This window comes from Empedobacter sp. R750 (assembly GCF_030324345.1).
Lineage (GTDB): Bacteria > Bacteroidota > Bacteroidia > Flavobacteriales > Weeksellaceae > Empedobacter > Empedobacter falsenii_C.
Genome location: NZ_JACAGF010000017.1, coordinates 48,432 through 67,925 on the forward strand (window position 1 = coordinate 48,432; position 19,494 = coordinate 67,925).

22 protein-coding genes and 1 pseudogene are annotated in these 19,494 nt (G+C 32.7%); 10 read left to right on the forward strand and 13 right to left on the reverse strand.

Annotated features, from left to right (window positions below):
• Window positions 1–37 precede the first annotated feature (37 nt).
• A complete protein-coding gene (locus tag HXZ74_RS14590) occupies window positions 38–1,762 on the forward strand; it encodes an MFS transporter (RefSeq protein ID WP_038330483.1) in 1,725 nt (574 codons plus the stop codon).
• 281 nt (window positions 1,763–2,043) lie between these two features.
• On the opposite strand, the gene HXZ74_RS14595 is transcribed toward HXZ74_RS14590, so the two are convergent.
• The 3 genes from HXZ74_RS14595 to HXZ74_RS14605 all read right to left on the reverse strand — a co-directional run bounded on the left by HXZ74_RS14595 (window position 2,044) and on the right by HXZ74_RS14605 (window position 5,656).
• Complete coding sequence (locus HXZ74_RS14595) at window positions 2,044–2,676, reverse strand: response regulator transcription factor (protein WP_280061540.1); 633 nt, start codon at window positions 2,674–2,676, stop codon at window positions 2,044–2,046.
• A gap of 3 nt (window positions 2,677–2,679) precedes the next feature.
• Complete coding sequence (locus HXZ74_RS14600; RefSeq protein ID WP_286476049.1) at window positions 2,680–4,950, reverse strand: ATP-binding protein; 2,271 nt, start codon at window positions 4,948–4,950, stop codon at window positions 2,680–2,682.
• A 112-nt stretch (window positions 4,951–5,062) separates the two neighbouring features.
• Entirely contained in the window at window positions 5,063–5,656 is a 594-nt protein-coding gene (locus HXZ74_RS14605; RefSeq protein ID WP_286476051.1) for a hypothetical protein, read from the reverse strand.
• 153 nt (window positions 5,657–5,809) lie between these two features.
• Here HXZ74_RS14605 and HXZ74_RS14610 point away from each other — a divergent pair, with 153 nt between their 5' ends.
• Window positions 5,810–6,283 (forward strand): lipocalin-like domain-containing protein, encoded by a 474-nt coding sequence (locus HXZ74_RS14610; RefSeq protein WP_115000418.1) that lies wholly within the window; start codon window positions 5,810–5,812, stop codon window positions 6,281–6,283.
• A gap of 46 nt (window positions 6,284–6,329) precedes the next feature.
• Here HXZ74_RS14610 and HXZ74_RS14615 read toward each other — a convergent pair whose 3' ends face one another.
• The 5 genes from HXZ74_RS14615 to HXZ74_RS14635 are packed head-to-tail and all read right to left on the reverse strand — an operon-like array spanning window position 6,330 to window position 9,597.
• Window positions 6,330–6,890, reverse strand: coding sequence for a hypothetical protein (locus tag HXZ74_RS14615; RefSeq protein WP_147279990.1), 561 nt, complete (start codon window positions 6,888–6,890; stop codon window positions 6,330–6,332).
• On the reverse strand, window positions 6,887–7,069 hold the full coding sequence (locus tag HXZ74_RS14620) for a YqaE/Pmp3 family membrane protein (protein WP_038330492.1): 183 nt from the start codon (window positions 7,067–7,069) through the stop codon (window positions 6,887–6,889). The genes HXZ74_RS14615 and HXZ74_RS14620 overlap by 4 nt, the downstream gene beginning before the upstream one ends.
• Entirely contained in the window at window positions 7,066–7,737 is a 672-nt protein-coding gene (locus tag HXZ74_RS14625) for an NAD(P)H-binding protein (protein WP_115000417.1), read from the reverse strand. Before HXZ74_RS14625 ends, HXZ74_RS14620 begins: the two co-directional genes overlap by 4 nt.
• A 3-nt stretch (window positions 7,738–7,740) precedes the next feature.
• The gene (locus HXZ74_RS14630; RefSeq protein ID WP_038330496.1) at window positions 7,741–8,619 is read right to left on the reverse strand and encodes a flavin reductase family protein; all 879 of its coding nucleotides are present in this window, start codon (window positions 8,617–8,619) and stop codon (window positions 7,741–7,743) included.
• Between the two features lie 9 nt (window positions 8,620–8,628).
• On the reverse strand, window positions 8,629–9,597 hold the full coding sequence (locus HXZ74_RS14635; RefSeq protein ID WP_115000416.1) for a fumarylacetoacetate hydrolase family protein: 969 nt from the start codon (window positions 9,595–9,597) through the stop codon (window positions 8,629–8,631).
• A gap of 376 nt (window positions 9,598–9,973) precedes the next feature.
• On the opposite strand from HXZ74_RS14635, the gene HXZ74_RS14640 reads away from it, so the two are divergent.
• On the forward strand, window positions 9,974–10,519 hold the full coding sequence (locus HXZ74_RS14640) for a hypothetical protein (protein WP_286476053.1): 546 nt from the start codon (window positions 9,974–9,976) through the stop codon (window positions 10,517–10,519).
• Window positions 10,520–10,580: 61 nt separating this feature from the next.
• A complete protein-coding gene (locus HXZ74_RS14645; RefSeq protein WP_115000414.1) occupies window positions 10,581–11,399 on the forward strand; it encodes a metallophosphoesterase family protein in 819 nt (272 codons plus the stop codon).
• Window positions 11,400–11,710: 311 nt separating this feature from the next.
• On the opposite strand, the gene HXZ74_RS14650 is transcribed toward HXZ74_RS14645, so the two are convergent.
• The 4 genes and pseudogenes from HXZ74_RS14650 to HXZ74_RS14665 form a co-directional block, all read right to left on the reverse strand.
• Complete coding sequence (locus tag HXZ74_RS14650) at window positions 11,711–12,352, reverse strand: DUF6266 family protein (RefSeq protein ID WP_280062687.1); 642 nt, start codon at window positions 12,350–12,352, stop codon at window positions 11,711–11,713.
• 787 nt (window positions 12,353–13,139) lie between these two features.
• Window positions 13,140–13,826 (reverse strand): tyrosine-type recombinase/integrase, encoded by a 687-nt coding sequence (locus HXZ74_RS14655; RefSeq protein WP_286476071.1) that lies wholly within the window; start codon window positions 13,824–13,826, stop codon window positions 13,140–13,142.
• A pseudogene (locus HXZ74_RS14660) lies at window positions 13,800–13,973 on the reverse strand (phage integrase SAM-like domain-containing protein); the annotation flags it as partial. The pseudogene HXZ74_RS14660 and the gene HXZ74_RS14655, both read right to left, overlap by 27 nt.
• 15 nt (window positions 13,974–13,988) lie before the next feature.
• Window positions 13,989–14,378, reverse strand: a complete 390-nt coding sequence (locus HXZ74_RS14665; RefSeq protein WP_286476055.1) for a hypothetical protein — start codon at window positions 14,376–14,378, stop codon at window positions 13,989–13,991.
• A 306-nt stretch (window positions 14,379–14,684) separates the two neighbouring features.
• Between HXZ74_RS14665 and HXZ74_RS14670 the strand changes: the two genes are divergently transcribed.
• Genes HXZ74_RS14670 through HXZ74_RS14695 form a run of 6 tightly spaced genes read left to right on the forward strand, consistent with a single transcriptional unit; the run spans window position 14,685 to window position 18,996 of the window.
• The gene (locus HXZ74_RS14670) at window positions 14,685–16,727 is read left to right on the forward strand and encodes a carboxypeptidase-like regulatory domain-containing protein (protein ID WP_286476057.1); all 2,043 of its coding nucleotides are present in this window, start codon (window positions 14,685–14,687) and stop codon (window positions 16,725–16,727) included.
• A 48-nt stretch (window positions 16,728–16,775) separates the two neighbouring features.
• Window positions 16,776–17,312 (forward strand): phage tail-like protein, encoded by a 537-nt coding sequence (locus tag HXZ74_RS14675; RefSeq protein ID WP_286476060.1) that lies wholly within the window; start codon window positions 16,776–16,778, stop codon window positions 17,310–17,312.
• 1 nt (window position 17,313) lies between these two features.
• Window positions 17,314–17,739, forward strand: coding sequence for a transposase (locus HXZ74_RS14680; RefSeq protein ID WP_286476062.1), 426 nt, complete (start codon window positions 17,314–17,316; stop codon window positions 17,737–17,739).
• Entirely contained in the window at window positions 17,736–17,930 is a 195-nt protein-coding gene (locus tag HXZ74_RS14685; protein ID WP_286476063.1) for a hypothetical protein, read from the forward strand. The genes HXZ74_RS14680 and HXZ74_RS14685 overlap by 4 nt, the downstream gene beginning before the upstream one ends.
• Window positions 17,920–18,240: a helix-turn-helix domain-containing protein gene (locus HXZ74_RS14690; protein WP_286476065.1), complete on the forward strand. Its 321-nt coding sequence runs from the start codon at window positions 17,920–17,922 to the stop codon at window positions 18,238–18,240. Before HXZ74_RS14685 ends, HXZ74_RS14690 begins: the two co-directional genes overlap by 11 nt.
• Window positions 18,241–18,273: 33 nt before the next feature.
• Entirely contained in the window at window positions 18,274–18,996 is a 723-nt protein-coding gene (locus HXZ74_RS14695; protein ID WP_286476067.1) for a hypothetical protein, read from the forward strand.
• A 207-nt stretch (window positions 18,997–19,203) separates the two neighbouring features.
• Here HXZ74_RS14695 and HXZ74_RS14700 read toward each other — a convergent pair whose 3' ends face one another.
• On the reverse strand, window positions 19,204–19,431 hold the full coding sequence (locus HXZ74_RS14700; protein WP_286476069.1) for a hypothetical protein: 228 nt from the start codon (window positions 19,429–19,431) through the stop codon (window positions 19,204–19,206).
• Between the last annotated feature and the right edge of the window lie 63 nt (window positions 19,432–19,494).

Sequence of the window (19,494 nt, forward strand, 5' to 3'; positions counted from 1 at the left end):
TAATCATCAAACATTATTAATAATTATATCAAAACACATGAGTCAAACACAAAAAACTAATTATCCAGCACTTTATACGCTGATAATTGTATTTTTTTTCTGGGGTTTTATAGCAGCGGGTAATAATATTTTTATTCCATTTTGTAAAAATTACTTTGAATTAGATCAATTTCAATCTCAATTAATCGATTTTGCTTTTTATACAGCCTATTATATTGGTGCGCTTTTATTATATATATTGAGTGTTGTTAAAGGAAAGGATTTAGTAGGAAGATGGGGGTATAAAAAAAGTATAGTTTATGGACTTTTATTTTCTGCATTAGGAGCTGGGGCTATGATAATTGCAGTTCAAGTAAATATTTATATTGGGATGCTAATGGGATTATTTATTGTTGCTTTAGGATTCTCATTGCAGCAAACTGCTGCAAATCCATTTGCAGTTTTATTAGGTGATCCTAAAACAGGAACTTCTCGAATTAACTTGGGAGGTGGAATAAATTCTTTTGGAACTACAATTGGTCCATTAGTAATTGGTTTTGCATTGTTTGGTACTTTTGATCATGTGTCAGACGATGTAATTAAGAGCTTACCATTAACAAAGGTAGAATATCTATATATAGGAGTAGGTTTATTATTTGTTATTGCTGCGGCAATTTTCTTCTTTTCTAAGAAAGTTCCAGCAGGAATAAATAATGAACCAATGGAGAAATCAAACAAAGCATTAACAATGTTAATTGTAATGACAATTTTACTATTAATCATGTTTGTTCCAGTATTTTTAAGTTATAAGAGTGTCGAAGCTTTAAGAATTGAAGAATTAAATAACTTAATTAATAATACGACAAACATAACATTAATAGATAGTTATAAAGCAGAAGTAGTTACGTTAAAAAATCCTTTAGAATTAAAAAGAATGGCTTGGCTTTTTGGAGCTTTATCAGTTGTTATAATTGGATTATTGTATGCCTATTTCAGCGCAAAGAAAAAGTCGGAAGGATGGGGAGCTATGAAATATCCTCAATTAATTCTAGGAATGTTAGCATTGTTTTTATATGTAGGTGTTGAAGTAGCTATAGGTTCTAATCTAGGAGAATTGTTGACACTAAAAGAATTTGGAAGTCTTAGCTCATCACAAATAACTCCATATGTAACGATGTATTGGGGAAGTATGATGATTGGTAGATGGGCAGGAGCTATAAGCGCATTTAATTTGACTAAATCCAAAAAACAATTCCTATTAATCATTGTTCCGGTTATTGCTTTTTCAATTGTTATAGGTGTTAATACTATAGCTGGATTTGATATGTCACATTTATATTTTTATATCATATGTATAGCCTTACAAATTGCAGCATTTTTCTTATCTAAAGATAAACCAGCTCGTACATTACTTATTTTCGCAATCTTTGGAGCGATCGCAATGACAATTGGTTTACTTTCGACAGGTATTGTTGCCATTTATGCATTTTTAGCTGGAGGTTTAGCTTGTTCTATCATGTGGCCCGCAATTTTTAGTTTATCTATTGTAGGTTTAGGTAAATATACAGCACAAGGTTCTGCATTTTTAGTAATGATGATTTTAGGAGGAGGTATTATTCCTCCTATACAAGGAAAATTATCTGATATTATAGGAATTCATAATTCATATGTTATTCCATTAATTTGTTTTATTTATTTAATATCTTTTGCAGTAATGGTCAAAGGATTTTTAAAGAAACAAGGAATTAATATAGATGAGATTGAATCTGAAGGAGGACATTAAAAAGAATAATGTTAGTCATAAAAAAACGGAAGAATAATATTATTCTTCCGTTTTTTTTAAGTTTTAAATTATATACTTTTTTATTAAGTATTTAAGATAATATAAAAAAAATCGCTTAAGTAGAGAACTAAGCGATTTTTCAATAGATGTAGTTAAGGTAATAAGAATTGGTTAGTAATCTTATTTTGGGTTGTTTAGTTGGTTGAAATATAGGTTGTTATTTCTTTTTCAAAATTGATAAAAATTTTAGAATTAAAATATCCCTATTTATAGGTATTTTTTTAAGGTTTTGAAATCAATCCATATTCTATGGCTGATGTGATTGCTGAACTTAAATTTGATGTTTTAAATTTTTCAATCAAATTCTTACGATGGCTGTCAACTGTATGTGTACTGATGAATAATTTATCTGCAATTTGTTGTGTTGTTAATCCTTGCGCAGCTTCAATTAAAACCTCTTTTTCGCGACGTGTCAATTTCGGAATCGTATTCAAACCATCTTTTTCTTTCTTATTCATCACATTTTTGGTTTGTGAACAAAGAAATTTTTTTCCATCAAAAATAGAATTAATCCCTTCTAATATTTCGTCAACAGAAGCGTTTTTCTGAATATAGCCAGAAGCACCTTCTTCCAAACAACTATTAATCACAGCGTATTCATTGTGCACGCTCAACATAATAATGTGCATTTCAGGATATTTTTTCTTGAAAGGTTTAATCAATTCAATACTATTGGTATCCGATAAATTGATATCTAACAAAAGAATATCAATTTCTGTGGTTTTTAAGGCTTCTTGTAATTGTTGAGACGAAGCATAACAATCAACTACTTGTAAGTTTGGCTGATTACTCAAAATATTTCGTAAACCTTCTAATAATAAGGGATGGTCGTCTGTGATTGCTATTTTTATCATAAGTTATATTTTAGGAAATTGGAACTCTATACTTGTTCCTAAATCGATTTCTGAATGTATATTTAATTGTCCTTTCAAAAATTGGACACGCGATTGAATATTATGTAAACCTGCTGATTGCGTTAGTTTTGTATTATTCATATCAAAACCTTTCCCGTCATCTTCTACAGTGACAGAATAATTGTTTTCATCTTCAACAAATTGAATGATAATTTGTGTCGAATGTGCATGTTTAATGGCATTATTTACTAATTCTTGAATAATACGATAGACCAATAATTGATGCTCTTTGTCAAGCGAATTCGTATAGCTCAAAAATTGAACATCAATATCCAATTGTTCATTCGACATTCGGATTGCATATTCTTTTAGGGCTTCTTCCAAACCATATTTCAATAACAAATCAGGCATTAAATTATGAGCTACACGGCGTAATTCATCAACAGCTCCATCTAATTGTTGAATAGATTTTGCCATGTCCTTTTTAGAATGATCGTCAATCTTATCGTTTAAATGAGTAAGCTGAATTTTTGTTCCAGAAAGTAAACCGCCCAAACCATCGTGTAAATCGCGTGCAAGTCGTGCGCGTTCTTGTTCTTCGCCATCAAGAAGAGCCGTTAACGTAGAGATTTTAGAATTTTGACGTTCTTGTTCTATTTCCAACTTGTATAATTCTTCGCGTTGCTTTAGATGTTTGTTACGTTGTTTTAAAGCATAAAGCAATAATCCAAGTAAAGCAATAAAGAAGATGATAGAGAAAATGTAATATTTGTTTAATTTATTCTTGAAATTAAGTTCGGTGATATAATTAACCAATTCATCTTTTCTATTTTTATTTTCGAGTTTAGAAAGCCTTAAATTTTGTTCAGAAATAGTTAATTCTTGAGAACGCTTATCAGATTCTAATCGAGTTAATTTTAATTGTTTACGTTGAAATTCTTCACTTAATCTAGAATTTTCTAATTCTTGTTCTTGTTGAATTCCTAACGAATGCATTAGTTGAATTTGTTGTTCTTTTTTCTCGGCTTCTAATTGCAAACGAATCATTTGTTGTTGTTGACGTTCTTTATCAAACTGAGCTTCCAAACGTTTGCTGATCTGCGCTTGCTCGTTATCATAGACTTCTTTGTAAGTAGAAGTGTACAATTTATAATAACGCAAGGCTTCTTTGTAATTTCCTTCGCGATCTTCAATATCAGATAAACTCAAATACAGCGAAAGCAGAATATTTTTGTCTGGAACGGTGTTTTCATTGACTTTGATAAGCGAATTGAGTAAATAGTTTTTTGCAGTAGAAACTTCATTATTTTGCAAAGATAACTCCGCCAAAATACCATTGGCAGCAGCAACGTGATCCGCTTGATGATTTTGTTCAGCAATTTCTTTGGCTAAATACGCATATTTGATAACTTTTCCTTGGTAAGTTTTTGGATAATATTGAAGATATAAATTCGCTAAATTGATGGCAACAAACGACAAATCTGTTGCTGTAGCCATTTCATTTTTGTTTTTATAATACGTATCAATTGCATTAGAATAATATTTTTCAGCCAAATCTCGCACAAAAATATTCTTCTCATTTTGCATAAATTTTTGCTCATACATGTATCCAATCGACATATAAGAAGTAAAAATTAAATTAGGATTATTTTGTTTAAGGGCTACTTCTAAAGCAAGTTTGCTGTATTTTTCTTGTAATTCGTAATCGTCCCATCTCGAATAAATTCCAGTCAATTCATTATAAATAGAACTCATTCGCGTAAGAACAGTTGGCGTAACAGGTGCTTTGTCCAGAAATTTAAGCCCGTCTATAAAGTTTTTTACAGCTTTTGCTTCTTCATTGTTTCTTAAATTCAACCAACCTTCGCAATATTTTACATATCCTTTTGTTGAATAATCAGTTGTGCGTCCGCTGTAATAAATTGCTTTTTGCAAATTATAGTTTGTTGCATTCAAATTATCATCAATTCGATTATTCATCGCAGAAACCGCATGCAAATAGGCAGCATATTTTCCATCACTCAGTTTTTCGGCGCTCGCAATATTTTGTTTCAAAACAGCGAAAGCTTTTTCTTTTTGGTTATTAAACAATAAAGCTTGCGCATATTTTCCTGTTATTTCGTATCGTTCTACAGAATTTGGAGCTGTTTTATTATATTGATTTTCAAAATTAATAAGTACTTCTTGTGCATTAGCAATTCCACTAATAGCGCATAAAATGATGACTATAAGTTGAAAAAAAAGATTTTTTAAAGCACTATTACTTTTTAACATATTGTGATGTTGAGGTTTTATTTAAGCTAATATAATGTCTTTTGTAGAATCGAAGAAACTAAAACAATCCGAAGACTGTTTTAGTTTGTATATAAATTGAGGTAGGTTATTGTTATTTTTTAAAATTAATATGAACGTTGAAGAATTCACCTTTTTGAAGAATTCCGTCTAAATTTCGATCAATAATTAAAGCAATATGTACTTGATCGTTGTCGTAAATATTCCAATCCATTTCAGCGTCATATTGATAAACACCTTTTAATGTCCATTTGTAGATGTCCCAATTTCCAGAAGTTCCAATTTTATCCACACGTTTTTCCTTATTTGAAACATAGTATAAATATTGATGCCCATCATACGATAAAATCGGATAGTATATAACTTGGTTTTTTTCTACAGCAAAGCCAGTTCCAGCTTCAAAATATTGAATACTTTCTATTTTCGTTCCTTCTTGTAAATTAACATCAGCCGAACTATCAGTCACTAATGCTTGTGCAGCATAAAACAGATTTTTCTTCTCTTGATAAGGTTTATTCAGGTATTCAATACTAAACTCTTCAGGGCGAAGCGTGATTGTTTGCTCAGCTTCATTAATAGTATATGTTTTATTTCCTTGTTTTATAATAAGATTGTTAGTTGTATATTCTTGTGCATTTCCAAAAGAAGCCAAAAGACTACAAACCATTAGAACCATTATTTTTTTCATCTACTTTTCTATTTTGATACTGCTAAATTATCCCGAAAATTGTTCAAAAAACTCACTATAATTATTGAATTTACTAGATTAAATCGTAAATAAATTATTATCCAATTTCTAATTTCATGGTATATTTATAAATCAATTAAAACCAATATAATTATGAAAAAGAATTGCTTATTATTTCTTGTAAACTTTATTATGTTTGCTCCTTTAAGTTTTGCCAACGAGCAGCATCATACTGTGTCAAAACCAGTTCAGGTGAAATTTGATACATCTTGGTTGATAGGAAAGTGGTATCCTACGCATTATTTTGTTGATACTGGAGATGGGAACGAAGAAAAATATGATTTTGATGAATGTACAAAGAAATCTTCGATAGAGTTTATGGCAAAAGGAAAATTTGTGTCGATGTATGCAACAGGTAAAGATTGTTCTTCGTATTTGGATCCTGTTAAAGGCAAATATTCGGTAAATGAAAATAATAACGAATTTAGTTTAACTTATGGTACAAGAACAACAACTGTGTATAAATATCAAAAAGTAGACGAAAATACGCTGGTGTTGATAGAATATCGTGATAAAAATAATGATGGGAAAGAAGATAAAATCTTAAATTATTATGAACGTAAATAACGCAAAAAGACAACTTAATTAGTTGTCTTTTTTATTAAAAATTATTTCAATTCTGAGAGAAAACAATATAATTCCCTGCTAATTTATCTTTATCAATATCAAACAAATGCAATTCAATTTCTTGTTGTATTTTCTTTAAATCATCAATTGGTATTAATATCGAAGTCTGAAAAATAACTTCTGGTAATTGAGAATCTTCTAAATAATCAATGAAAACTAAATCTCCAACATCTAAATCATTTTCATTTTTAATTTTCTGAATTGCAAAATCTAATTTTGAATACTTATTAGAAGAATATTTTGTTTGATATAAACCAAAATCTCGATTATAACTAATTGTCTTATTATTGATAATAATATTCTCTTTTCCATAAATATTCCACAGAAAATATCGAATAATAAAATAGAAAATAAGGAAGCTGATTATAGAAATTGGAATAATGAAATTTTGCGGCTCCGAATCAATTATTGAGATTAAACTAATCGGAATTGAAATCATCAATAAAATGCAAAAGAACAAAAAGAATTTTCTCCTTTTAGAAGGATTAATTTCTAAAGTGACGTACAAGTTAATGTTATCTTTTGCTATTTTATATTGATTTATCATCTATTCAATTCTTTTATTCTTGCTTTATTTCGGCTATCAAGGAGTGATGCAACAGCCCAAATTGCTGCGGGCAACCATCCAATTAAGGTAATTTGTAAGATTAAGCAAATAACGCCTTGTATTATTTTTCCTCTTAAAATGAATGATAACCAAGGTAGGAGTACGGCTAATATGATCATTGTGTTGTATTTATCGAATTAATTATTTCGTTGTAATGTAAAATTGAAACTTTATTTGATGTTGAATGCAAATCATTTTCAATAAGTGATTGAGCAACTTTTTCAGCTTCAATTGATTTATATTTAGATAAGTTTCCTCGTAAAAATATATTAATCAAAGGAAAAACTTTTGCACTGATATTCTCAGCTAAACGATATTCCGTTCGATTGCCAATTAACAAAGATGGACGATACAAGAACAATTGTTTGATAGTATTCTTTTGCAAAGTTTCTTCGGCTTCGCCTTTCATTTTTAAATAAAAATTAGACGAGTTCGCATTTGCACCAACTGCCGAAATATAATGAAACTTAGTTAGTCCTTTTTGACTCCCAAGCTTTGCAAACTGATTCGGAATATCGACTTCAATTTTATGATAAGCATCTAAATCAGGCGTCTTTTTTCGAGTTGTTCCCAAACATGAAAAAATAGAATCAATCTGCTCAATTTCATCTAAATTAATTTCTGAATTAAAGTCAGTTACGATTTCAATTAACTTTGGGTGATTGATTTGTTGAGGTTTTCGAACAATTGCGACAATAGTAGCATAATCAGGATGATTGAATAACTTTTCTAAGAGAAGAGAGCCAATTAAACCTGAGCTTCCTAAAACCAATGCAGTTTTGTTCATCGTCTAAATTTTCATCAACAACCAATACCACGCACCATTTACATCTCCTTGTTCCAAAAGTTTTGCTGCAACTTGATGACGAACCTCTGCAGATTTAAATTTCTTAATATCTAATCGTTGCGTCAATTGTTCTTTGAAATTACGAATCATTTCATTAGTTGGTAATTTTTCCACATTCCCTAATTGACCTAAATTATTGCCTGTTAAATAATTAGAATGCTTCACTTCATCAGGAAGTTGATCTATTCCCAAACCAATTGTGCGCGTAGGTTTTTCGACTTCGAAGATAGATTCCGGAATAACTCGGCAATAATAATCACCACCCATGCGAGCAACTAAATCCAAATCATAAGGCGAAACTTTATCATTTTCATCTAATAAATCCTCTTGCACATGCATGCGCACAATTTCTGCAATCACCAAATTAGCTGCACCTGGTTGATCTGTAACAGAAATTACTTCACGCACTTTACATTCAAATTGAATCGGAGACTCTGCTACACGAGGCGGTTTTACCAACTCTGAAGGTAATTCTGTAAAACCTGCTTTCTCAAATTCATTTACACCTTTTGGATATTCCACACTTGCCAACGATTGTTGCTGAACCATGTTATAATTGACAATATTAATCACACATTCTGGGTGTTCCCAAATGTTTTCTAATGTATGTTTTGTCGATCCATCTCTCATTTTTCGAAGTGGAGAAAACACGCAAATAGGTGGATTTTGTCCCATCATATTGAAGAATGAAAACGGACTCAAATTCACATTTCCATCTTTATCTACCGTACTTGCAAAGCAAATAGGACGTGGGGAAATGGCGTGTTTGAAAATGTCATCAAATTGACTTGTATTTGGCTCAAAAGATTTTGTATGTTGCATAAGTTGAGTTTATTGGGTGTAAAGATGAACAGAATTTACTAATTTTCCTAATCCTGTAACAGACATTTCGATGGTATCATTTGGTTGTAACCATTGTTCTTGATAAGCTGGATTCTGACGTTTTCCAGTGCCATTCAATTCAAGAAAACAACCTGTACCAACAGTTCCAGATCCTATAATATCACCAGGATAAAGTTTGACACCATACGAAATACGCTCGATAATCTCGGCGAAAGTCCAATGCATATCTTTGAAATTTCCATGAGAAACTTCGATATTATTAACAGAACAAGACATTTCTAAATCATAGCAATTTCCGATATGTCCTTCTTTAGGCTCAACTTTGTATTTTTCGATTTCGGTTGGAGTGACTAAATATGGACCAAACATAGAGGCAAAATCTTTTCCTTTTGCTGGACCAAGATTCAGTTTCATTTCTTCCATTTGTAATGCACGTGCGCTCAAATCATTCAAAACCATAAAGCCACCAATATATTCGTCCGCATGTTCTGCTTTGATATTGATGCCTTCTTTTTTGATGACAATTGCGACCTCAAGTTCAAAATCCATTCGATCGAAATGTTTTTCCATTGCATAAACTTTTCCTGGACCTTGAATAGCTTGATGATTAGAGAAATAAAACACAGGAAATTGATCAAATTCGGGAATCATATCCAAACCTCTGTTTAAGCGAGAAGTTTCTACATGTTGGCGAAATGCATACGCATCTCTAAAACTTGCTGGATGAGGTATTGGAGCCAAAATTTGTGGTTCTTTTACCACCGTATTTTTATACTCACCACGTGAAATTTCGTTTGTAATCTGTTGACAGATTAATAGTGAAAACTCGTCATCTGCTAAGATTTCGATTAGAGTAGAAGGTAAGTTGTGATTAATTTTTGTCAAATCATAGATAGCATCTTGCCAAATAAGACCTACTTTTTCTTGCTGATTTTCTAAGAAAGTAACGAATTTCATTATTTGTTGTTTGAGAGGTGAAGATACGAAGATGATTTTAATGTTGAGGTAATTTGTATCATTAAAGATTTTAAAAACCTATAGGCTAAAATCTTTTTAACGTTACATTTAATTATTTTCTTAACGTTATAGATTTAATGTCAACTTTTATATTGTTTTTAAGTAGAAATTTTGACTCTTGTCTGTAAATCATATGACATTTTTAAAATCCTTGCTTGAATAAAATTTGTATTTAATCTATTACATTCTTAAGTGATAGATTTTAAAACGGAGTTTAGTTTTATTTCCTTTTTAATTGAATTGGTGTGTGTGTGTCAATAATCTTTATTCGTTAAGTTTTTAAGATTCAATAAAATAATTATATTTGAGTATAACGATGCGAAACATCACAAAACGTGTTTTCGTAAAAAATAATGTTTGCAAATATTTTATAAAGATTATGTCACAAAATTATACTGGTTTAATAGGCTTGTTTGATGAGGAAAATGATAATATTCGGGTTCCTCATATTATAAAAAATGGATATGTTTATATTGCTTTTGAAAACAATGAATTAGAAAGGTTTATTTTTGAGGCATTAAGATCATTGAAGACAAACATCAATGACTATGATGATTATGAATTTATAGATATTATAATCTCTAATAATTTAAATAGTTTTGTAATTTATCATACAAGTGATTGGGCCGATATTCCTATTGATGAAATGGATTTTGCTGTAAAAGATAACGAAGTTAATTTAGAAACAATATCTTTTTGGAGTTATAACAGGGACTTAAAACTTGAAAATATAGAAGATCCTTTTATTGAAATTCCTAAAAATCATATTGATTCATTTGATTTCTTAAAAATTGATCGAATCAATTATAGAGATTGGCAAAGTTATGATGATTTTCTTAAGGAATGTAATACAATTAAATAAAAAACTATAGCTAATAATTTATTGGCGAAATACATGAGAAAATAATGTTAGTTGAAACTTTATGCAAAAAATAAGGATAAATGAAATTTTAGAAAAACCGATTGAAGAAATTCCTTTTTTGACAATATCTCAAAACTCTTTTGAACCACAAATCTATAACTTACCAATTTATGTCGGTTTTGTTGAAAATTTACCAAAAACTGTTGATGCTATTGTTGCAACTTCCGATTTACAAGGAATAGTTATTCAAAACGATAAAGAAATTCTTTTAGGGGAGATTCTTGCTAAAACTTTTCCAATTTTATTTGAAATGTATTTTCCAAATTTAGAATTGAAAAAAAGTATTGCAATATTATGTGGGGATTTGTATACTAATTTGTTAAAAAGAGGAACAAGTGGAAATCCAATTAATGTTTGGAAAGAATTTTCTGAAATATTTAAATGGACAATTGGAGTAGCTGGAAATCATGACGATTTTGGAGATAGAATTGACGAATTGAATCAATTAACTAATGTAAAATTACTTTTAAATGAAACGATTAGTGTTGATAAATTGACAATAAGTGGGTTGAGTGGAATTATAGGAAGATCAGATAAAAATTTTAGATTAAGAGATATTGATTATTATAATTCGATAACCAAACTAATTAAGAAAAATCCTGATTTCTTATTAACTCATTTGTCACCTGCAATAAATTCTAAACAATTTATTGGTGATGAAAAACTTACAGTCATTCTAGAGAATGGAAATCCATTAATTTCTTTTTGTGGACATGTACATTGGGATACAAATCATCCAGTTGTATTAGCAAATGAAACACAAGTTTTGAATTTAGATACAAAAGTTTATATTTTAATAGATAAAAATAACTTCGGTTAAAAGGCATAATAGAAAGGTTTGTAATATTTTTTCGTCACTGCTTTTATCTCAGTATTCCTCAAAAATAACCACATAGAAACATAGAACCAAATGATTTTGTATTGAAATTAGTTGCTTAACTATTCGTATTTTCAACTAATCTTTACAAACCATCACGATTGAATCTATGTCTCTATGTGGTTAAAATAAATTTGAACAACATCTATAAAATTCTATTTTCGATACAATTTTTCTTCATTCTTCTACGTCGTTAATTAAAGTATTGTACCGAAAAATTACTCCAATCAACGAACTGCATTTCACAACTAAGCTTACACAACTGTATGCTCGCCAAGATAGATACTTGTACTCGCCATCGTCTTCGTTTCACTATTCAGAAATGCCCAAAAGTTAACCTTTTTGCCATTGTAATACGTTGGTAAAGCAATATCTATACTCATAGAATTACGAGTCTCAATACTTTGAAATACTTCGAACGAATTTAGTTCTTCGCAATAGCAAACAACATTCACAAGATCTGAAGGTTGCGCATTACCTTGTCCAGAATTATCTTCCCAATTCATTTGGAAAGTATCCCCACCAGCCGTATCTATCGTAGGTTGCAAAAAGCCAACCAAATCACCTTTTGATACCAGCACACGCTCCAACACAATAACAGGCAAATCATTCACCATTTCCAATGCATTGCTCAGCGTATAAGACGTCGCAATGTTGTAGCGCGATTTTAGCCCAACTCTATTCCCAAAATACAGATTAAGAATAGGGCGAATTGGTTGCAAGAAACCAATTACTTTCTTGAATTTGATCTGTTGCATCAACTGCAAATCAGTTGGTCGCCTTTTCGATTTTTTTGGTAAACTGCGGATAATGTCCTTACCGCGCCAATTAACGCCTACTACAGTTCCCACTTTTCCTGAGAATCCACCAAGGATTCCTTTTTTAATTTCTGCCATAATTGCAAGTTTTTATGATTAATATTCATAAAGTTAGCAACAGAAACAACACCATTTACAAAAACGCCATTTTGTGTCCACATTTGTCCGCTTCTGTCCACATTTGTCCACTTTTGTCCGGTTGCTTTTTATTCAATAATAGTATTATAGCAAAATAAAAACCTCGCTAAACCTCTATTCATCATAGGTAGATAAGATTCGTATTTTTGGTCAATTTTTAGCTTGTTCGACCATCGTTCGACCATTGTTCGACGAAACTTCGGAAAAACGGTATTCTCGTCGAAGAACGGTCGAAGAAAACACGAGCGAAAGTGGGAGGAAATTTGTCCTTGAAATGATAAAAATGATGTTGTAATATTTGTTTCGCTATCCATACATCCATTATTATATTCTGTATAAAATTACTTCGTGATGCAAAAATATTTTGAGTATAAATTATTAATTTACATATTAATAATTATATTAGTGAGTAATTTAATGAAATGTGGATATAGGTATTTTTTTACGAAACGAAACTATATTTCTTTTCGTAAAAAACAATGTTATATGCAATACTCCCAAAAATCGTGCATAAAAACAAATACAGATAATAATCATAAAATTATTGAGCGATGAAAACAAACCTTGCCCACCCCAAATTTATTCTTTTTCCAGCCGCTTTTTTGCCAACCCACATCAGCACATTTGCAAAATGCCAACGCTTAACCAACGCATATTTTGCAAAAGAGCTGATTTTTTTCCTCCGCTTCCCATTTTCCTTAGAATATTTTTTGATTACAAAAAAGAATTACACCGCCACCCTTTCCTCATATATCCTATCAAAATAATTTCCTAAAGACAAGATCCTATCTTTATCCACAGGATTAATATATCGAAGAAACATCTGCTCTGTACTGTGTCCGGTAGCTTCCATTAAGAGAGGTGTTGGAATTTTCCCATAAAAGTTGGTAGCAAAACTCCGTCTTCCTATGTGACTGCTCATAAACTCCCACTTTTCAACTTGGACGATTCTACTACGAAAACCAAAACGCTTTCTTGCTTTAACCGATTCGTTTAAATTAGCAAGTTTGGCGATTTCCTTTATTTCATTATTGTAATGTTGAATATCCATAAGTCTTGGAAAACCATTATTATTACGCTCAATAGCGTGCAAAACAGTAGGATGCAACGGTAATAATATTTCCTTTTTCGTTTTCTGTTGTACAAATGACAAACACTTTTTTTCGCCAATGCATTGTAAGTTATGAAAATCGAAGTTCATAAAATCTGAAAAACGTTGTCCTGTATAACAACTGATGAGAAGCCAATCCTTGGCAGCCTGCAAATGTTCCGGCATATCCGTATATTTAATTTGGTCAATCTCTCTTTCAGTCAGTGTAATGACTTCTTTCTTTTGGCATTCCCTGCGAATTTCCAATTCACGAACACAAGTACGAACTCCTTTTCTTTCAGCAAAATTCAGAATAGTTTTCACGAAATGTATTGTTCGGTAAATGGTGTTTTCACTATATTCCTCTTCCTTTCCAAAAATCATAAAATCCTTTATAAAATCCGAATTTACCGTGTCTATATATAGTTTTTTGCACATAAACCCTTCAAAACGCTCCAACAAATGAAAGAATACTTTGTATCGTTTCTAAGTGGAATGACAAATCAGTTCCTTCTTCGTATCAATGTACCATTTCATATAATACAGCAGAGAATTTTCTGGTAAACTGGTAGATTTTCCACTGCAAACTGCCTTGATTCTCCTTGCCAATGCCTGTTGGTGAACTTGTTTTTTTTCTGATCGTTTTTCCCAAATACGCTCAGCAAGCTCCTTTTTTATATTATTTAAATTCGCGTTTAATTTTTTGTACTTTTTCAGGTAGATGTTGGTAGGACGCTGTTTCTCTTTATCCCAATCATCATCTGAAATCCTAAGATTTGTACGAAATGTATAAGCTTTGTTTTGCTGTTTATCGGTTAGATTTAAGTGAATATTCTTATTAGTTCCACTTTGCGATAAAAAGAATTTAAATGTCATTTCGTTAATTTTTAGTTTATTATTAATTAACAAATTTAACATAATAAAATAGTCCTATGTAGACTAATTATTAATCTATTGATTAATAAATCAATAACTTCAGTTTCCAAATTTTGGAGCAATTGTATTTCCTATGGAACTTATTTTTCAATCAAAAAATCAATGAAATTACTTTTTGATTAGTGCAATAATTTACCTTACAGAAACTTATGTGTTTTTTATTTCTGAAATATTTTTTATATTTACAGACAAATAGTAGTCTACATAGGACTATTTATAATTAACATCCTAAAATTGAGAAAAACGATGAAAAAAATTAATCTTATTGTTCTGCTCCTGTTATCCTTATGGGCGGCTGCACAAACAAATTTTGATAGCGGAACCTATATTGTTAATATGGGAGTATACACATCAAACAAAACAAATGACGTAAAAACACAGCTCAAACCCTACGGAATGATCTATGAACTGATGAAAAGCTATAATGTTCCTGTTTACTGGGTCATTGGGCAGGGAAAAGCCAAAGACGGGAAAGATTTTTCCTACAACGGAACCGATTATAAAGGAGGTACCTTTATTATTTCATCCAAATACATTACGCAGACTGTCAAAAACAGGATTACATACTGGGAAGGACAGGGAGTTGTGGGGATATATACCACAGGCAGTTTAACACTTACGACTACTTATAAGCTTACATCTGCGCCTAACTGGACATTAAATGATGAGAACCAAGATTTAGTAAAGCCATTCTGGACCAATGCAGGAATCCCCTCAAGCTCTTACAACACAGGAAAAGCACCATCCCAATTAACAGATTGCGATGATATTTTTGTAATGCCCCATGCGGACCCAACCTGGGCTAACCACTATTACCTTATCAACTGGAACGCTAACAAAGGTGCAATATGGGCAGGCTGCCACGCCGTAAATGTATTGGAAAACTTGTATAGCGGTTCACAGCAAATGAACTTTTTAACCACAGCAGGGATAGGAAAACAAGGAGACGCTCAAAATAACAGCTTTGTCAATACAAATGGTACATCTTCTTCCAGTTTCACCGTGCCGGATTATCCTTTATTAGTTTCCGCAAGTGATCCTATCGCCCAATATATGGGTGCTACAGATTCTTCACATAAAAATGGTAGCGGGCAGGTTTATTTCCCCGTTTCCTCTACTGTTGACGGTTACAGATCTACTACCAATATTATAGTTTATGACCCGAATGACAGCAGGAAAACAACGACTTCATCATCATCCAAAACTAGCGGTAATCTGGCCGCCTATATTGCCTACGGAAGAGGCTACGGAAATACCGGAAACGGATGGGTAATGTACGAAGGAGGGCATAACCTGAACAAAGAAACCATAGGCGATGTCCCTGCACAGAGGGCATTCTGGAATTTCAGCTTTTTGGCTGCTTATGACAAATCGCCTCAATTGGGCAGTGTTTCCGGAGTTGGGGATAATAATGCCTATTTCTCTAATACCAATTATAACTTTTCCGCTTCTGGCAGTTCTCCTATGGCATCTACTTTAACTTATACCTGGTCGGCAGTAAAAAAATCGGACGGTTCCAGTTTTGGAACTTTTACACCCAATGGTACTACGGCAGCATCTTCTACCACCTTTAATGCAGGTTCTGCAGCTGCCGAAACGGATGCCATTATTACCGTAAAAATTAAAGATGCCTGCGGAAGAGAAAATTTTGAATCATATGAGGTTAAAATCAGCCCGGCGATCATTGCAAAAAATGATGACTTCTCAGCCACACCTATCAATGGTTATACAGGCGGCAGCACAGGAAGCGTATTTGCCGACAATGGCAATGGAACCGATATGGCGAAAGGGAATCCTGCTTCAGGTTCAAATGTATCTGTTTCACTTACCAATAACGGAGGAGTTACCGGAACAACAATTGATTCCAACGGTATAATTTCCGTACCTGCCGGTACGGCTCCCGGAACTTATACGCTGACTTATCAAATATGCCTGCTTTCTGACAATACAGTTTGTGCCACTGCTATAGCAACTATTGTTGTAATCAAAGGAGACTGTTTTAAGTCTGCTGCGGGCGGTACGCCGGACGGTTACACCAAAATCGGCATCACCATACAGCAGAAGCAATCCGGCTGGCCGGAAAATATCCCCAATGGCTTCATCACTTTAGAATCCAAAGAAAAAGGAATGGTCATTACCAGAGTGGCACACGTAAGCAGCACACCGGATTTAACAAATGATTCCATTAAAGACCCAAAAGAAGGTATGTTGGTATATGACATTCAGGACAAATGCGTGAAATTATTCAACGGCATTATCTGGAGATGCATTTCCGAATGCGGAAAATAAAACTGAAAATAGTAACCCGTAATAATTAACTTTTTAAATTCATCAATAATGAAAAAAATAATTTATATAATCACACTTGGTACAATCGCCAATTTTTCCAATGCACAGGTGTCCTTCGGAGGAAAAGAAACCGTTGAAGGAACGGCAACCCTGGTCGATTTTAACAATACACCGGGAAATTTCCGGGGAATAATACTATCTGCGGTAGAAAACAATAGTAAAGCACTTGCTTCAACTGCATCAGAGAATAACGGGACTTTTCTGTACGACAATTCGGATAGCAAAGTGAAAATGTACGAAAACGGAACGTGGGTTAATCTCAGTCCTGCCGGAGACAATACTGCTATTATAGTAAACACATCAGCCGATAAATCATCAGAAAACCAAGGAGTAATCATCGGGAAAAGCACAAGCAACGCCAAAGGTATATTGGTACTGGAATCCGCAGACAAAGCCATCATACTTCCCCGAATCGCCAATCCGGATACTACCGTAAAAAGCCCATATCCCGGAATGATCTGTTATGATACCATCAGCAAAAGTCTAGCGGTTTTTAACGGTATTGTCTGGAATTATTGGAAATAATATGAACTTCAAAAACATCCATATAGGACAAATGATTGAAAAAAGGGTTGCGGAAAGCGGGATAGAAATATCCCGTATCTGCAACTTTTTCAAATGCTCCGAAGAAGAAATCCCGGAAATGTATTTGCAGGGAAATCTTCCGACGGATACTCTTCTCAAATGGAGCAAGCTGCTGGAATACGATTTTTTCAGGATCTATTCCCAGCATTTAATCCTCTATGCTCCTGCTTCGGCAGACAAAAAAACAAACCGGCAAAATAAGAAAACAACGCTTCCGCAATTCCGTAAAAACATCTACACCAAAGAAGTCATTGATTTTATTTTACAGCGTATTTCAGCAAACGAAATGACCAAAAATGAAGTCATTGAAAAATACAGAATACCGAAAACAACACTGTACAAATGGATAAGCAAATATGGAAAATGAAATCCTTTATCGGATTCTCCAAAAAAGAAGTTTTGGAAGAATTAGGTGATGAATTCAACTTTTATCAGGAGAAGGAATGGGTGTACACCCTGAAAAAATATTGGTGGGGAAGAAAGAAGAGACTTCATATAGAATTTGATGAAAACAATAAAGTAATAAGCCAGTACATAACCTACTCCTATGGAAAATAACCAACCCGATTATAAAGCAATCTATGCAGATATTCTGGAGCAGAAATTTCCGGAAAAGAAAAAAGAGCATCTGCCATTATTGCAAAAGGAAGCCTTATCCGCGATGGATATTATCGAGCTCAACTTCATAATTTTCGGCACCGCAAAGAAAAATGAGCAAAACAACAGCCACCGCTTCTACGGCAAATCCGATATCCTGCAAATTCTGGATTACCAGAAAAAACATAAACTTAATAACAGCCAGCTTGCAGATCATTTCAAATTAAGCAGGAATATAGTTGCGAAATGGAGGAAAATGTTTCTTCAATAAGAAAATCAATACCAACATCAAAAACAAACCATTATGGCATCAATTTCAGAAGTAGGACACGCTAAAAATGTAGCCAACCTGCAAAAGCTAACCGAACAAGTTACCGTATACACCCTTTACAATCCGCCTGTAGATAATCTTAAGGTTATAAAACTTACCGTACTTTATTCCACTGCTTCCGAAAAACTTTCGGAAGTCGAAGAAAAAAGAAATGCCAACAAAAATGCAATTACATTGCGTCAATCTACTTTTAAAAATTTAAAATCAACTTGTACAAAAATCATCAACCATTTAGATATTTTAGGAATATTGCAAGGAACTTTAGACCAAGCAAAATCCTTAAATCGATTAATTCAAGGCGGACAAAAGAAAGTTGCTCCAACACCACAAGACGGAGAAGAAACACCCAAAACAGTTTCCACTTCCCGACAATCCTACACCCAACAAGCCGAAAACTTCGGGATATTATTACAATTATTGTCCACCATTCCAATTTACAACCCTAACGAAGACGATTTGAAGTTAGTAAATCTCAACATCTACAAAGATTCCCTCGTTAATTCCACCCAATCTGTAGACCAAACCGAAGCAGAACTTAACCTAAAACTCATAGAAAGAGACAACATTCTGTATGCAGATGGAACGGGACTCTACTCCATTGCCCAAAACGTCAAAAAATACGTAAAAAGCATTTACGGAGCCACCTCTCCCGAATATGCAAACGTTTCAGATATTGAATTTACCACCCGAAAATAATATTCGACCGAGAAGTTTTTATATTCTCTCGATATAAAGTTACATTCTTGCAATGTAACTTTATATTTTTGTGATGTAGTTTTATATTGGCACGATGTAGAGTTATATTCTTGCCTTGTAATTTTATATTCTCGTAATGTGGAATATTATTCTTTCGATGTGATTTAATATTGGAGCGTTGCGGACTTCTATTTTTGTGATGTGATTTTACATTCTTCCGATGTTGACAACAAAACAAATTGCAAAGTCCACCGCAAAGGAAAAAGCACATTTGCAGTCCGCTCCACCAACACCAAAACCAAAGACTGCAAAAGAGCTTTTCCCTTCCCTCCTTTCCCCTCCGCTAAAAAAGTATAAATTTCCTACACCTTCTCCTGCATATTTACAAACTGACTGAACAAAAAGCACTGCATATAACACGGGTAACTGTTGCACAACTCCAATTTACAGTAAAAAACAGAATATATGACCTCGTTTAAGCCTTTTTAAGCGAGGTTT

Coding starts and splice junctions, on each gene's coding strand:
- HXZ74_RS14590 (WP_038330483.1), top strand. CDS start 38: ATGAGTCAAACACAAAAAACTAATTATCCAGCACTTTATACGCTGATA.
- HXZ74_RS14595 (WP_280061540.1), bottom strand. CDS start 2,676: ATGATAAAAATAGCAATCACAGACGACCATCCCTTATTATTAGAAGGT.
- HXZ74_RS14600 (WP_286476049.1), bottom strand. CDS start 4,950: ATGTTAAAAAGTAATAGTGCTTTAAAAAATCTTTTTTTTCAACTTATA.
- HXZ74_RS14605 (WP_286476051.1), bottom strand. CDS start 5,656: ATGAAAAAAATAATGGTTCTAATGGTTTGTAGTCTTTTGGCTTCTTTT.
- HXZ74_RS14610 (WP_115000418.1), top strand. CDS start 5,810: ATGAAAAAGAATTGCTTATTATTTCTTGTAAACTTTATTATGTTTGCT.
- HXZ74_RS14615 (WP_147279990.1), bottom strand. CDS start 6,890: ATGATAAATCAATATAAAATAGCAAAAGATAACATTAACTTGTACGTC.
- HXZ74_RS14620 (WP_038330492.1), bottom strand. CDS start 7,069: ATGATCATATTAGCCGTACTCCTACCTTGGTTATCATTCATTTTAAGA.
- HXZ74_RS14625 (WP_115000417.1), bottom strand. CDS start 7,737: ATGAACAAAACTGCATTGGTTTTAGGAAGCTCAGGTTTAATTGGCTCT.
- HXZ74_RS14630 (WP_038330496.1), bottom strand. CDS start 8,619: ATGCAACATACAAAATCTTTTGAGCCAAATACAAGTCAATTTGATGAC.
- HXZ74_RS14635 (WP_115000416.1), bottom strand. CDS start 9,597: ATGAAATTCGTTACTTTCTTAGAAAATCAGCAAGAAAAAGTAGGTCTT.
- HXZ74_RS14640 (WP_286476053.1), top strand. CDS start 9,974: ATGCGAAACATCACAAAACGTGTTTTCGTAAAAAATAATGTTTGCAAA.
- HXZ74_RS14645 (WP_115000414.1), top strand. CDS start 10,581: ATGCAAAAAATAAGGATAAATGAAATTTTAGAAAAACCGATTGAAGAA.
- HXZ74_RS14650 (WP_280062687.1), bottom strand. CDS start 12,352: ATGGCAGAAATTAAAAAAGGAATCCTTGGTGGATTCTCAGGAAAAGTG.
- HXZ74_RS14665 (WP_286476055.1), bottom strand. CDS start 14,378: ATGACATTTAAATTCTTTTTATCGCAAAGTGGAACTAATAAGAATATT.
- HXZ74_RS14670 (WP_286476057.1), top strand. CDS start 14,685: ATGAAAAAAATTAATCTTATTGTTCTGCTCCTGTTATCCTTATGGGCG.
- HXZ74_RS14675 (WP_286476060.1), top strand. CDS start 16,776: ATGAAAAAAATAATTTATATAATCACACTTGGTACAATCGCCAATTTT.
- HXZ74_RS14680 (WP_286476062.1), top strand. CDS start 17,314: ATGAACTTCAAAAACATCCATATAGGACAAATGATTGAAAAAAGGGTT.
- HXZ74_RS14685 (WP_286476063.1), top strand. CDS start 17,736: ATGAAATCCTTTATCGGATTCTCCAAAAAAGAAGTTTTGGAAGAATTA.
- HXZ74_RS14690 (WP_286476065.1), top strand. CDS start 17,920: ATGGAAAATAACCAACCCGATTATAAAGCAATCTATGCAGATATTCTG.
- HXZ74_RS14695 (WP_286476067.1), top strand. CDS start 18,274: ATGGCATCAATTTCAGAAGTAGGACACGCTAAAAATGTAGCCAACCTG.